A 12,809-nucleotide genomic window follows, 5' to 3' on the forward strand; every position below is an offset into this window, starting at 1 on the left:
CCGTCAGCTGCCGGGCAGCGTGGGCAGCGGCAGCACGGTGCGCTTGTGCTGGGCGTTGACCACGACGGCGGCCGAGGCGTAGAAGGCGGCCGCGGCCGTGACGATGCCGAACCACCCGCCCACCTTGGTCATCGCGTCCGGGGACGGGGTGCCGTTCTGGAACGAGCCGATGGCGAGCAGCAGGAAGGTGATCGTCAGCAGCGCGAGGACCGCGAGCACGGCGAGGTTGGTGCGCATCGCCGCAAGGGTCAGGTAGGCGGTGATGATGGTCCACCCGATCAGGTAGAGCCCGACGGCCTGGTGTACGTCCCCGGTCGCCGCGGAGACGTGGGTGATGATCCACCAGTAGGACAGCCAGAAGGCGCCGTACGAGCAGAAGGCCATCAGGCCGAAGGTGTTGCCGCGCCGCCACTCGAGGACGCCGGCGATGAACTGGGCGAGCCCGCCGTAGAAGGAGGCCAGGCCGAGGACGACGAGGATCGCTCCGCCCTCCTTGATGATGTTCGCGTTGACGAAGGAGAGCACGAGGGTGGTCAGCGCGAAGCCGGCCAGCCCGAGCGGGGCCGGATCGGCGTAAGGGGCAGGAGGCGCCGCCGTCAGCGGACTGCTCGACGGCGTGGGTGTTTCGGTGCTCATGGTCGTGATCCTTTCGAGGGGCTCGATCAGGACCTGGCGCATTCCAATTTTACGTCGTCTTTATGCCCGATAGCTTCTGGTTCATTCCGAAAGCTCCCGAGGAACGACGAAGGCCGTGAGCGTACCCGCGTCCCGGCGCAGCGCCGCCCAGCCGGAGGTGACCTTGACGACGGCGAGCCCAGCGGTGGGGAACTTCTCACCCAGGCGGTCCAGGTCCGGGCCGTCGTGGTGCCCGACCAGCTCCAGCACCAGGCCCTGCACCCCGGGGAAGTGCGCGACGACCAGCACCGTCGTGACCTCGGCCGGCACCTCGCGCAGCACCTCCAGCAGCTCCTCGACGTCCGCCGCGTACAGGCGGGGCTCGATCGCCACGATCGGGGTCGGGGTTCCCTCGCCCGGCGGGAGCGCCGCGGCTGCCAGCGCCCAGGTCTCCCGCGTTCGCCGCGCGGGCGAGCAGAGCACCAGCTCCGGCCGCAGCCCGGCGTCGCGCAGCCAGCCGCCCATCCGCGGCGCGTCGCGCCTCCCCCGCTCGGCGAGCGGCCGCTCGAGGTCGGGCACACCTTCGGGCCACGCGGACTTGGCGTGGCGCAGCACGATCAGCTGGTGGGACACAGCACCACCCTGAAGCCGCCCACCGGCCGACGCAAGGCGGACCGCGCCCCCGGGCGACCCCCGGGCGACCCCCGGCCGCCGGTCGTTGCCCGTTGCCCGTTGCCCGTTGCCCGTTGCCCGTCGCCGGCCGCCGCGCGGATCGCGCACTGCGCCGCGGCCCGCAGTCGGCCCCTCCCGCTTCGTGCGCCAGGCCGGGGTGCGGGTCGGAGATCGCCTCGCGTCCGTGCGCCTGGCGCGGAAAAGGCGTTGCCGTGGTGCGGCAGCGGGCTGGAGGATCCAGGGTATGACCCGAATCTGCCGCTCCCTGTTCTCGCCGACCCTCTCCGCCGGGGCGGTCGCGGGTCAGCAGCAGGCCGCGGGTGCGGGGAGGCTCGCGCACGCGCCGCGCGCATGAGCGCGGCGCTGGTGGCCGGGGCGCTGGCCGGATACGGGATCGCGATGCCGGTGGGCGCCGTCGGAGCGCTGCTGGTCGCACTGACCGCGCGGACGGGGTGGCGGGTCGGGGCCGCCGCCGCGCTGGGCGTGGCGAGCGCCGACGGGGTGTACGCGCTGGTCGCCGTCGTCGGCGGCACAGCGCTCGCGTCCGCCCTGCGCCCCGCGGCGACCCCGCTGCGCTGGGCCTCGGTGGCCGTCCTCGTCGTCCTCGCCTGCCGGGGCGCGGTCGTCGCCGTACGCCGCCACCGCAACCATGACCTCGCCCGGCGGGACACGACCGCGCCGACCGGTCCGCTCCGCGCCTACCTCGGCTTCCTCGGCATCACCCTGCTGAACCCGGCGACGGTGGTCTACTTCGCCGCTCTCGTCCTGGCCGGACAGGGCGGCAGTGGAACCCTGCCCGACGGTTCGGCCAAGGCGCTCTTCGTCGTCGCCGCCTTCGCGGCGTCAGCGAGCTGGCAGCTGCTGCTCGCCGGGGGCGGCGCCTTGCTCGGCCGGACGCTGACCGGTCCCCGCGGGCGGCTGTGGACCTCGCTGGTGTCAAGCGCCGTCATCCTCGCCCTGGCGGTCCGCCTGCTGCCGGGGTGACCCGAGCGCACCCGTCAGCCTTGCTCCCGCCGGGCGAACGCGGAGCCGCGCTGCCCGCGTCGCTGGGCGAGTCGGGCCGGGTGGACACCGGCCACCGGCGCGAGCGCGGCGAGCTCGCCGCGGATCGCGGCGCCGATCGCGTCGACGAACCCCGCGGCGGAGTCCGGCTCGGGGACGATCCGGTCCACGGTGCCGTCGCGCAGCAGGTCGGGCGCGCCGATGCGCTGGGCGCGGGCCAGTTCCGCCGCGCGGGCGGTGGTGCGGTGCAGGATCACCGAGGCTCCCTCGGGCGGCAGCGGCGTCAGCCAGGCGTGCTCGGCGGCCAGTACGCGGTCCGCCGGGAGCAGGGCGAGCGCGGCGCCGCCGGTGCCCTGGCCGAGCAGCACGCTCAGGGTCGGAACGGGCACCGTCGTCAGTTCCTGCAGGCAGCGGGCGATCTCGCCCGCCAGCGCGCCCTCCTCCGCCTCCTGGCTGAGCCAGGCCCCGGCGGTGTCGATGACCGTCAGCAGCGGCAGGCCCAGCTCGGCGGCCAGCCGCATGCCGCGCCGGGCGGCGCGGAGACCCCCGGGGCCGACCTGCCGCCCCTGCCGCGCGGCGGCGGCCCGGTCGTGCCCGACGACCACACACCCGACACCACCGAACCGCGCGAGCGCGACCGCCATCGCCTCGTCCCGCTCCCCGGCCTGCGTCCCGATCAACCGGACCACCTTCTCGGCGGTCCCCAACACCTCCACCACCCCGGGCCGCCCGGACACCCGCGTCACCTGCACCGACTCCCATACATCCCCGGCGCCCACCGCGCGGTCCCCGCCCCCGGCACCGAGAGCGCCGCCTGCGCCGCCCGCGGGGGCCCCATGAGCGTCCGCCGCCGTCACGCCCGCCGCCGCCGTGGCGCCTGCGGCGCTTGCCGGGCCGTCGGTGTCCGCGCCCTGTGCGGCCTCTGCCGCGCCGGGCGCGCCTGCCGTCGAGGAGGCGCCTGCCGGGTCGCCGGTCGGGTGCATGTTCGGCGTCTTCGCGTCCGTATCCCGCGCGTCCGCCGTCGGGGTGGCACTCGCCGGGGCCCCAGCCGTATGGGTGCCCGCCGCCATCACGCCCGCCGCCGACGTGGCGCCTGCGGCGCCTGCCGGGCCGCCGGTGTCCGCGCCCTGTGCGGCCTCTGCCGCGCCGGGCGCGCCTGCCGTCGAGGAGGCGCCTGCCGGGCCGCCGGTCGGGTGCATGTTCGGCGCCGTCGCGTCCGTATCCCGCGCGTCCGCCGTCGGCGTGGTACTCGTCGGGGCCCCAGCCGTCTGGGTGCCCGGCGCCGTCGCGTCCGCCGCCGGGGGGATGACGTCCGTGGTTCCAGCCGTCCGAGTGGGTGGCTGGGGGGTGCTCGGGGAGAGGATGTGGAGGGTGTCGGCCACCCAGGCGCGGAGGGCTTCCGGGTCGAGGACGGCGTCGACCGTGCCGTGGGTGGCCAGGTGTTCCGCCTGCTGGATGCCCGGCGGGAACTCCTGGCCGTACAGGGCCTCGTAGACGCGTGGGCCGAGGAAGCCGATCAGCGCGCCCGGTTCCGCCGTGGTGAGCTGGCCGAGGGAGCCCCAGGAGGCGAGGACGCCGCCGGTGACCGGGTGGCGAAGGTGGACCAGGTACGGCAGGCCCGCGGCCTTGTGCGCGGCGAGCGCGGCGACGATCGGGACCATGCCCACGAACGCGGGCGTCCCCTCCTGCATCCGGGTGCCGCCCGTCGCGGGGCAGGCGAGCAGCGGGAGGCGTTCCGCCGTCGCCCTGCGGACGGCGCGCAGCAGGCGGTCCGCCGCCGCCACCCCGACCGAGCCCGCCAGGAAGCCGAACTCGCCGATCAGCAGCGCGATCCGGTGGCGGCCGACGCGGCCCTCGCCGGTCCGGACCGACTCGTCCGCGCCGCCGCTGCGCTCCCGCGCGCGGGCCAGTTCGTCGGCGTAGCGGCCCTCGGCGGGATTGCCGCGCGGGGGTGTGTCCCAGCCGGTCCAGCTGCCGGCGTCCACGAGCCGGTGCGCGAACCGCAGCGCGGAGGGCACCTCGGGGTGCGGGGCGGGGGTCGCGGGCCGACCGGTCGTCACTTCGTGCTCCCCAGCGTCGTGGCGGTCGGGCCGGGGGAGGGAGCCCGGCCCGAGACGTCGTCTGTGGGGAGCGTATGCGGGTGCGGGTGGTGTTCCGCTGGATTCCGGTGGTGGCGCGCGTCACTCCCGCAACTCAGTGGCCGGGGAGAAGGTCGACGTTGCCGTCGAACTGCCACAGCGGGTTCGGCGACGCCTTGCCGGAGTTGATGATCAGGAAGTAGCCGTTCACCTGCACCGGACCGTCCCCGTCCGCGGCGTACCGGCCGTTCGCGGTGACGTTGAGCTGGTAGACGGCCTGGGTGCTCACGTTGGTGCCGGGGACGACCCAGGAGACCGTGCAGCGCCAGTCGTTGCCCGGTCCGGTCTGGGGGCCGAGCCCCTCGCTCTTGCTGCACACCGCTGAGGTGTGCAACTGGGCAGCGGTCGGCGCCGGTTGATGGATCTGCTCCTGCTGGAACGGGTAGAGCTGGGCGAACACCGCCGCCACCGACCGCTGGACCTTGTCCTGGGTGATGCCGGAGTCGCCCGATCCGGTCGCGAGGGCGACGATCCCGGTCGTCACGGCCAGCAGGCCCGCCAGCGGGAGGATGCCCATAGTCAGCACCCGGCGACCGGCGCCGTCGTTGTTGAGGTTGGTGAAGTCCCGGCGCACGAACAGCCAGTAGGCCAGCGCCGTCGCGACGACCGCCCACACCAGGCTCACCCCGACGCCGATCAGCAGCGGGCCGAGTTGCTGGGGCGCGGCGAACAGACCGTTCCAGGAGATGTAGGCGTAGCCGGGCAACGCCAGGCGCAGCGCGACCGGGAGCGGCAGCATCTGCGCCACCTGCATCCCGAGGGCGGCCAGCATGGGCAGCAGCAGGCCCATGGGGGAGCGGCCCAGGGCGACGGAGCCGAGCAGCCCGATGGCCGCCAGGGCGAGCGTCGGCGCCAGTACACAGAGCCACGCCAGCAGCACCCTGTTCCCCGCGTCGCCGCCGGAGAGCAGCTGGCCGCCGAGGCCGACCAGCGGCTGGTTCCCCTCCGCGAGCAGCCCACCTGCGATGCCGGAGACGACCAGCCCGGCCACCAGCAGACCGATCACCGCGACGCTGGCGATCGCCTTGGCCGCGAAGATCCGCCGGTGCGAGCGGACCGTGACGAGCAGGTGGCGCCAGGTGCCGAGCCGGTCCTCGGAGGCGAACACGTCACCGGCGACGACCGAGGTGACCAGCGGCAGCGCCCAGGTGCCGGCGAACCCGAGCACCACCAGGGAGCCGGCCCAGCCGGTGGCGTGCATCCACCGGCCGAACAGGGTGTCCGAGGGCAGGGTGTTCTGCTGGTCGATCCCGAAGACCAGCAGGCCGGGACCGAGCCAGCAGACCAGGAGCAGCAGCCGCACCCGCCAGGAGGAGAACTGCTTGACCAGCTCGAACCGGACCACGTCGCCGACAGCGCGGCGTGGGGCGGCCTTGCGGGTTCCGGCGGTGGTGGTCGCGGTCACGGTCATCGGCCGGGCTCCTGCTCGGTGAGGGCTTGCTGCTCGGTGAGGGGCTGCTGCTCGGTCAGGGCGAGGAAGGCCGCCTCCAGCGGCGAGACCACGGGCGCCAGTTCGCGGACCGCCAGGTCCGCCCGGACGATCCGCCCGACGAGCTGGTCCAGTGCCGTCACCCGCGTGCGGACGACGATGACGTCGGAGTCCGGGTGTCCCGCGGCGTCGGAGGCCTCGACCAGGGTGACGCCGGGTGTCTCGAGCGCGAGGGCGCGCACGGCGGACGGTTCGGTGACGCGCAGCCGGTAGTCGAGTGCCCGGTCGTCGTCGGAGAGCTTCTTGACCGGCCCGGAGAAGACCATGCGCCCGCTGGACAGGATCGTGACCTCGGAACAGAGAGCCTCCAGGTCGTCCATCCGGTGACTGGACAGGATGACCGTGGTGCCCTCGGCGGCCAGTCGGCGCAGGACCCCGTGCACGTGCTTCTTGCCCACCGGGTCCAGGCCGTTGGAGGGCTCGTCGAGCACCAGCAGTCGCGGCTTGGTCAGCAGCGCCGCGGCCAGGCCGAGGCGCTGGCGCATGCCCAGGGAGAAGCCGCGGACCTTCTGGTCGGCGGCCGCGGTGAGTCCCACCTGGTCGAGTGCCTCGTCGACGTTCCCGGCGGGGGCGTCGTCGGGCAGCAACGTGAGGAGGGTCGCCAGGTTCTGGCGGGCGGTCAGGGTGGGGTAGAGGCCGGGGCCGTCGACGAAACCGGAGACCCCTTCCGGCGCGGGAAGCCCGCGTCCGACCGGGGTGCCGAGGATCTCCAGCTCTCCCTCGTCGGCGGTGGCCAGGCCCAGCATCAGGCCCAGCAGCGTGGTCTTGCCCGCGCCGTTGGGGCCGACCAGGCCGTGGATCTGACCCTGCGCCACATTCAGGTCGACGTGGTCGAGTGCGACGACATCACCGAAGACCTTGGTGATGCCGTGGCCTCGCACGGCGATGGTCGTGTCCATCCGTACCTTCCTCCGTACCTTCCTCGGCTGGGGAGCGCCGGGCCCCCGTCCCATGGCGGGACGGGGGCGTGCGGCGGGGTGTGTCGTGCGTCAACTCACGTTGATCGCGGTGTCGTCGAGGACGAACGACGTCTGGTAGAGGGAGTCCTCGGCGCCGGTGAACTTCAGCGTCACTTGCTGCCCGGCGTACGCGCCGAGGCTGAAGGTGTGCTGCGCGTAGCCGGTGTTGTGGTTGAGGTTGGAGTAGGTGGCCAGGGTGCCCAGGACGGTGCCGGAGCTGTTCAGCACCTGCACCTTCAGGGTGTCGTAGGCCGTGGTCGTCGAGGTCTCGGCCGTGTTGATGTGCAGCCAGAAGCTCAGGTTGTAGGTGCTGCAGTTGCTGGGCAGGGTGACGGTCTGGGACAGCGTGTCGGTCGTGGTCTTGCCCCAACCGTCGAGCCAGGCGTCGTAGGTGCCGCTGTGCGGCGGTTCGGTGCTGCTGCTGTTGATCACCTCGACCGGGCTGTGCGTCGAGGTCACGGTCCACGGAGCGGTGTTGGAGGCACCGTTCTCGAAGCCCGGGTTGCCCAGCAGTTGCCCGGCCGTGCAGCTGCTGCCGGTGGGCGTGGCGGACGCCTCGTTGCTCTGGCCGCCCTCACCGATCGCGTTCACCGCGCTGACCTTGTAGTAGTACGTCTGACCAGCCGTCAGTCCGGTGTCGACGCACGAGGTCACCGCGCCGAGCCCGCTGCAACCGCCGCTGGTCAGCAGCGCCTCGTTGCCGCTGGAGGTGCCGCGGTAGACCTTGTACGAGGTGATCGTCTCACCGCCGCTGCTGGCCGGCGGGGTCCAGCTCAGCGAGACCTGCCCGGTTCCGGCGGTACCCGTCAGCCCGGTGGGCGGGCCGGGGGTCGTCGCCGCGATCGGATCGGCGGTGATGCTCACCGTCGAGGACGCGGAGTTGGCGGGCGAGGCGCTGTCGGTCACGGTCAGCGTCGCGGTGTAGGTGCCCGGGGTGCTGTAGGTGTGGCTGGGGTTCTGGGCGGTGCTGGTGGCGGAGCCGTCACCGAAGTTCCAGCTGTAGCTGTACCCGGGGGTACCGCCGGTGCCGGTACCGGTGAAGGCGACGCTCAGAGGCACCTGCCCGGAGGTCGGCGTCGCCGAGGCGGTGGCCGCCAACGGGTTGCCGACGGCGTTGACCGTCGTCGTCACCTGCGACGTCGCGGTATTGGCCGGGGAGGCGCTGTCGGTGACCGTCAGCGTCGCGGTGTAGGTGCCCGCGCCGGCGTAGGTGTGGCTCGGGTTCTGGGTCGAGCTGGTGGCGGAGCCGTCACCGAAGTTCCAGCTGTAGGTGTACGGGGCCGTGCCGCCGGTGGCCGAGCCGGTGAAGTTCTCCGTCAGCGGCGCATTGCCGGTGGTCGGGGACCCGGTGGCGCTCGCGGACAGGGGGGTCGAGCCCTGGACCCAGAAGTCCTCCAGCGGGTCGCCGAGCGCGGCCTGGTCCGCGGTCGTCATCGGGAACGTGGACGCACCCAGGCTGTTGGTCGGGCTGATGACCCCGGAGTGCACGTTCTCCATCGTGCGCTCCATCGCCGCCAGCACGTTGGCGGTGGTGTAGGCGACGTGCGAGACGTAGTGCTGCTTGACGTACGCCGGGTTCCCGATGACCAGCAGCGGCACGCGGTAGGTGTTGCTGACGTGGTCCGAGCCGTTGCTGCCGTTCTGGGTGTCGTCCTCGGTGACGATGATCAGCGTGTTGCTCTTGTACGTCGGGTTGCTCATGATCGAGCTGACGATGTTGTTCGTCGCCGTGTCGTTCCCGGGGATGTCCTGGTAGGTGCCCGGGTGGTCGTTGAACAGCTCGACGTAGTTGTACGCCGGCATCCCGTACTGGCTGACGAAGTTGAGGTAGTCGCTGGAGACCGTGCTGTCGGGGATGCTCTGGTTGGAGCAGGTGTACTCGTTGGTGTGCAGTTCCTCGGGGATGGTCGTGCCCGGACGGTTGGGCGGCAGGACCTCGACCTTGCCGTCGCCCGGGTTCTTCCAGTACCCGCTACCGCTGTTGAGCATCCAGTAGATGTCGCCGTTCATGATGAACGTGTACGGGCTGGTGCCGCTGCTGCTGCCCGACGGCGGCGTACAGGCGTTGGTGCCCTCGTCCGTGGGACCGGAGTCGCTCTGGAGGAAGCGGTCGAACTCGGTCCCGTTCGAGGGGTAGGACTGCTGCTGGCTGCTGGACGAGGACTGCCCCGAGAACAGGAACCAGTGGTTGGGGCCGGAGGGCGGCTGGACGCCGGTGCTGTACGAGTCGGACAGCGAGTAGGTCTTGGCCAGCGTGTGCAGGTCCGGCACGGAGCTGATGTGGTTGGTGCTCTCCACCACGCCGTTGCAGCCGGCGGCGATCGTGGTGGCGCAGTCACCGAGGTAGTCGTCGAAGGTGTGGTTCTCGCGGTAGATGATCACGAAGTGCTGGAACGGCGGGAAGTACGGCGCGGTCGGGTTCACCGCGGCGGTCGGCTCCCCGACGACCGCCTGGTGGCCGGCGACGGTCTTCACGACGCTCTTGTTGGTGATCTTGAAGTTCCTGGGCTGCGGGAACTTCGCGAACTCGACGCCGGGAGCAGCGAACTTCGCACCGGTGCAGTCGAAGTCGTCCGGCTTGTAGGTCATCGGCCGTTGGCCGACGGGCAGGTTCTTGGCGTTCGTCGGGCTCGTCGTGGGGTTGTAGCCCCTCAGCTTGCACGAGCCGACACCCGTCGCGGGGTGGGCGGAGTCACTGACACCGATGCCGTGAGCTGCGGTTTCCAGTCCTCCGACCAGTACGGCGATCGAGGCCAGGCCGGTCACCCATAATCTTCTGGATCTGTTCATCGACACTCTCCCGTAGTGGGGGTGGGGATTGTCTACGCGCGATGCGTGCAGCCACTACGGGATTGTGACGACAGGTCAAGGTCACGACAAGTGGGCGGGTTTGATCCTTTGCATCCGTGCACACAACGTTCGTTCGGTGTTCCCCTCGGACTCGGGGGAATCGCGTCAAGAACAGGTTGACGATTCAGGGTCGTCAACTTAGTCTTGACGCATGAGCCCACTCGACATCAGCCTGGCCGACCTGATCGCCCGCCTCGACGAGGAACTCCCCGCCGCCGACGAACTCGCCCGCATCAGCGCCGCCCGGCTTCGCGCCCAGACCCTCGCCGACCTCGGCGACCAGCTCGTCGACCACTACGTCGGCAAGGCCCGCCGGGCCGGCGCCTCCTGGAGCGAGATCGGCGACGCCATCGGCGTGTCCAAGCAGGCCGCCCAACAGCGGCACACCCCTGCCGCATTCGAGCGCTTCACCGACCTGAACCGGCACGGCATCGTGCTCGCCCAGGAGGCCGCGCGGTCGCACCGGCACGACTCCATCGGGACCGAGCACCTGCTGCTCGGCCTGCTCGGCGAGCCGCGTGGCCTGGCCTACGAGCTGCTGGTGGCGCGGGCGGGCAGTGAGCAGCGCGTCCGGGACGCGGTGGAGGCGGCGCTGCCGCCCGCCGGGGAGAAGGCGCTGCGCGGCCACATCGCGTTCCGCCCGGAGAGCAAGCAGGCCATCGACCAGGCCCGCGCCGCGGCGGCCGACCTCGGCCACGACTGGGTCGGCACGGAACACATGCTGCTGGCCCTCCTCCACGTCGACCCGAGCCCGGCCGCGTCGATCCTGCGCGACCTCGGCTTCACCCCGGACGACCTGCGCGAGTCGGTCACCACCGAGATCGCCCGCCGCTCCGCCGCGCCCGAATCGCGGTGACGGCAGCATGCCGTCGCTGATCGTGCCTGATCTCACCGCACCCGAGGGGATCACCCTGCGGCCCTGGACCCTTGCCGACCTCCCGCTGGTGCGCGAGGCCTCCCAGGACGAGCACATCCCCTTGATCACCACGGTGCCGGCCCAGTACTCCGAGGCGGAGGGCGTGGCCTTCGTCGAGCGCCAGTGGGACCGCGCCGTCACCGGGACCGGCTACCCGTTCGTCGTCGTCTCGAGGAACGGCACGCCGATCGGCAACATCGGCCTCTGGCTGCGGAGCGTCGCCGACGGGCGGGCCTCGCTCGGCTACTGGCTGGTCAAGTCCGCCCGAGGCCAACGCGCCGCCGGAGCGGCCCTGTCGGCGGTCGCCCGCTGGGCCCTCACCGACCTGCGCATCCCGCGCCTCGAACTCTACGTCGAACCCTGGAACGCGCCGTCCTGGCACACCGCCGAACGCGCCGGCTTCACCCGCGAGGGACTCCTCCGCAGCTGGCAACAGGTCGGCACGGAGCGCCGGGACATGTACATGTACTCCCTCCTCCCGGGCGATCTCTGACGGTGCGGCAGGTCAGGCGTGGAACTGGCCGTGGCGGTACTCCTCAAGGGGAAGGGAACCCCGCGGGGTGTTCGCTCCGTCGCGCGTCACCATGAGCACCGGACGCGAGAGAAGGCCCTGTCCGACTCGCTGAGCGCGCACGACCACCTGCCGCACACCGCTCACCTGGGCCGCGTCGTGTTGCTGATGCTCTACGTTGTCGTCGTCACGAGGCGCTCGCCTACCCGCTCTACTTCTCCGGAGCGGGCGCGGTTCGGGCCGCCACCGCGTCGGTGGTGATGCTCATCGAGCCGGTCAGTGCGGCCGCGCTCGCCGTGCTGTTCCTCGGCGAGCGTCTCACCGGGGCCACGGTCGTCGGCACGGCGCTGATGCTCGTGGCCATCACGGGCCTCGCGCTCTCCGAGTCGCGACCGAGCACGACCCCTTAGCCGGGCTGCCGGGTCACGTCCCGGCGGAACCAGGTACCCGGCTTGCCGCCGAGGGCCGACGGGTCGGCGGGGCCGGTGGGGGTGAAGTCGCACTTGGCCAGCACGCGTTGGGAGGCGAGGTTGGTGAGGGAGGTGGCCGCGCGCAGGGTGCGCAGGCCGTGGCGGGTGGCCGCCAGACGGCAGAGCTCGCCGACGGCCGCGGTGGCCAGGCCCCGGCCGCAGGCGTGCTCGGCCATGCGGTAGCCGAGGTCGGCGGTGCCGTCGTGGAGGCCGTAGAGGTTGAAACGCCCCAGGACGTCGTCGCCGTCCGCCTCGGCGAGCACGTAGAACGCGCATGCGCCCGAGTCCTGTTCGGCCAGCGAGGCGCGGAACTGCTCGTCGAACCGGTCGAAGAACGCGTCGCCGCGATCGGAGACGGAGCGGGCGAACCACGCGCGGTTCTCGCGTTCGAAGGCGAGGACCGCACGGGCGTGGTCGGGGTGCAACGGCGTCAGTTCGGGCACCGTGCGACCCTACGCGCGTGTCGGTGCGCGCGCTCAGAATTTGAACGCGCGGAACAGGCCGACCGTGTTGGCCATCAGGAAGAGGCCGTATCCGGCGAGCAGCACACCGGCCACCCGTGCCGGGACCCGGCCGGAGGCCCTGCTCGCGGCGGCCGCGCCGTCGAAGCCGAAGCCGTCGCCGAGGGCGCGCAGCGCGCGGGCCGGGACGACGGCCACGAGCGCGCCGACGGCGAGCAGTGTCAGAGCGACGAGCACCGGCAGAGCGGCGAGTTCGAGCAGACCCATGGAGAGGGGTTTCCGTTCGGCAGAGGGGATGGGGGATGGGGGAGTCGGTGGGTGCCGCCTCAGCCCGCCAGGGCCGTGCGGTGATGGTGCCACCGGGAGTGGTGGGCCGGGGCGCTGGTGAGGACCACGTCCGTCGGCCGCGTGGCGACACCCGCCACGGCCGCGTCGAGGTTCGCCGCCCGGACGACGAGGGGCCGTACCCGGACGGTCTCCTCGGGGCCGAAGGTGTCGGTCACCAGCTCGTCGATGACCTCGTCGGCGTCCGGCGACCACCGCAGAACCGGCACCAGCACGGCGTGTCGCCGCCGCGCCTCCGCGGCGGCCCGGCGCAGCAGCGCCATGTCGCCGACCTCGTCGCGCACACCGACGATCACCCGGGGCGTCTCGAACCTCTCGGTCATCGCGTACCTTCTCTCGGTCTCCCCTCCAGTGCAGCGCCACCCGCGCCGCGCGCGAAAG

At 72.4% G+C, this 12,809-nt stretch carries 12 protein-coding genes and 1 pseudogene; 4 read left to right on the plus strand and 9 right to left on the minus strand.

From position 1 onward, the window contains the following. Positions 1-3: 3 nt before the first annotated feature. Complete coding sequence (locus ABH931_RS04965) at positions 4-636, minus strand: acetate uptake transporter (RefSeq protein WP_370110251.1); 633 nt, start codon at positions 634-636, stop codon at positions 4-6. A gap of 81 nt (positions 637-717) precedes the next feature. Continuing rightward, complete coding sequence (locus ABH931_RS04970) at positions 718-1,248, minus strand: histidine phosphatase family protein (RefSeq protein ID WP_370110253.1); 531 nt, start codon at positions 1,246-1,248, stop codon at positions 718-720. A gap of 390 nt (positions 1,249-1,638) precedes the next feature. On the opposite strand from ABH931_RS04970, the gene ABH931_RS04975 reads away from it, so the two are divergent. Then, positions 1,639-2,271 carry a LysE family transporter gene (locus ABH931_RS04975; RefSeq protein WP_370110254.1) on the plus strand — a complete coding sequence of 211 codons (633 nt, stop codon included), beginning with the start codon at positions 1,639-1,641 and terminating at the stop codon, positions 2,269-2,271. 14 nt (positions 2,272-2,285) lie between these two features. On the opposite strand, the gene ABH931_RS04980 is transcribed toward ABH931_RS04975, so the two are convergent. The 4 genes from ABH931_RS04980 to ABH931_RS04995 all read right to left on the minus strand — a co-directional run bounded on the left by ABH931_RS04980 (position 2,286) and on the right by ABH931_RS04995 (position 9,665). Beyond that, positions 2,286-4,349: a carboxyl transferase domain-containing protein gene (locus ABH931_RS04980; protein ID WP_370110256.1), complete on the minus strand. Its 2,064-nt coding sequence runs from the start codon at positions 4,347-4,349 to the stop codon at positions 2,286-2,288. Positions 4,350-4,482: 133 nt separating this feature from the next. Further along, positions 4,483-5,838 (minus strand): ABC transporter permease, encoded by a 1,356-nt coding sequence (locus ABH931_RS04985; RefSeq protein ID WP_370110258.1) that lies wholly within the window; start codon positions 5,836-5,838, stop codon positions 4,483-4,485. Further along, entirely contained in the window at positions 5,835-6,815 is a 981-nt protein-coding gene (locus tag ABH931_RS04990) for an ABC transporter ATP-binding protein (protein WP_370110260.1), read from the minus strand. The genes ABH931_RS04985 and ABH931_RS04990 overlap by 4 nt, the downstream gene beginning before the upstream one ends. Before the next feature lie 90 nt (positions 6,816-6,905). Beyond that, positions 6,906-9,665, minus strand: coding sequence for a PKD domain-containing protein (locus ABH931_RS04995; RefSeq protein ID WP_370110262.1), 2,760 nt, complete (start codon positions 9,663-9,665; stop codon positions 6,906-6,908). Positions 9,666-9,876: 211 nt separating this feature from the next. Between ABH931_RS04995 and ABH931_RS05000 the strand changes: the two genes are divergently transcribed. The 3 genes and pseudogenes from ABH931_RS05000 to ABH931_RS05010 all read left to right on the plus strand — a co-directional run. Further along, positions 9,877-10,581, plus strand: coding sequence for a Clp protease N-terminal domain-containing protein (locus ABH931_RS05000; protein ID WP_370110265.1), 705 nt, complete (start codon positions 9,877-9,879; stop codon positions 10,579-10,581). A gap of 22 nt (positions 10,582-10,603) precedes the next feature. After that, a complete protein-coding gene (locus ABH931_RS05005) occupies positions 10,604-11,134 on the plus strand; it encodes a GNAT family N-acetyltransferase (protein WP_370110266.1) in 531 nt (176 codons plus the stop codon). Positions 11,135-11,281: 147 nt separating this feature from the next. Beyond that, positions 11,282-11,562 (plus strand): annotated as a pseudogene (locus ABH931_RS05010) (EamA family transporter); the annotation flags it as partial. Here ABH931_RS05010 and ABH931_RS05015 read toward each other — a convergent pair. Genes ABH931_RS05015 through ABH931_RS05025 form a run of 3 tightly spaced genes read right to left on the minus strand, consistent with a single transcriptional unit; the run spans position 11,559 to position 12,751 of the window. After that, positions 11,559-12,065, minus strand: coding sequence for a GNAT family N-acetyltransferase (locus ABH931_RS05015; protein WP_370110267.1), 507 nt, complete (start codon positions 12,063-12,065; stop codon positions 11,559-11,561). The pseudogene ABH931_RS05010 and the gene ABH931_RS05015 overlap by 4 nt on opposite strands. Before the next feature lie 33 nt (positions 12,066-12,098). After that, positions 12,099-12,350 (minus strand): hypothetical protein, encoded by a 252-nt coding sequence (locus ABH931_RS05020; protein WP_370110269.1) that lies wholly within the window; start codon positions 12,348-12,350, stop codon positions 12,099-12,101. A gap of 59 nt (positions 12,351-12,409) precedes the next feature. Then, a complete protein-coding gene (locus ABH931_RS05025; protein WP_370110271.1) occupies positions 12,410-12,751 on the minus strand; it encodes a hypothetical protein in 342 nt (113 codons plus the stop codon). Positions 12,752-12,809: the final 58 nt, after the last annotated feature.

Source organism: Streptacidiphilus sp. MAP12-33 (assembly GCF_041261265.1).
Lineage (GTDB): Bacteria > Actinomycetota > Actinomycetes > Streptomycetales > Streptomycetaceae > Streptacidiphilus.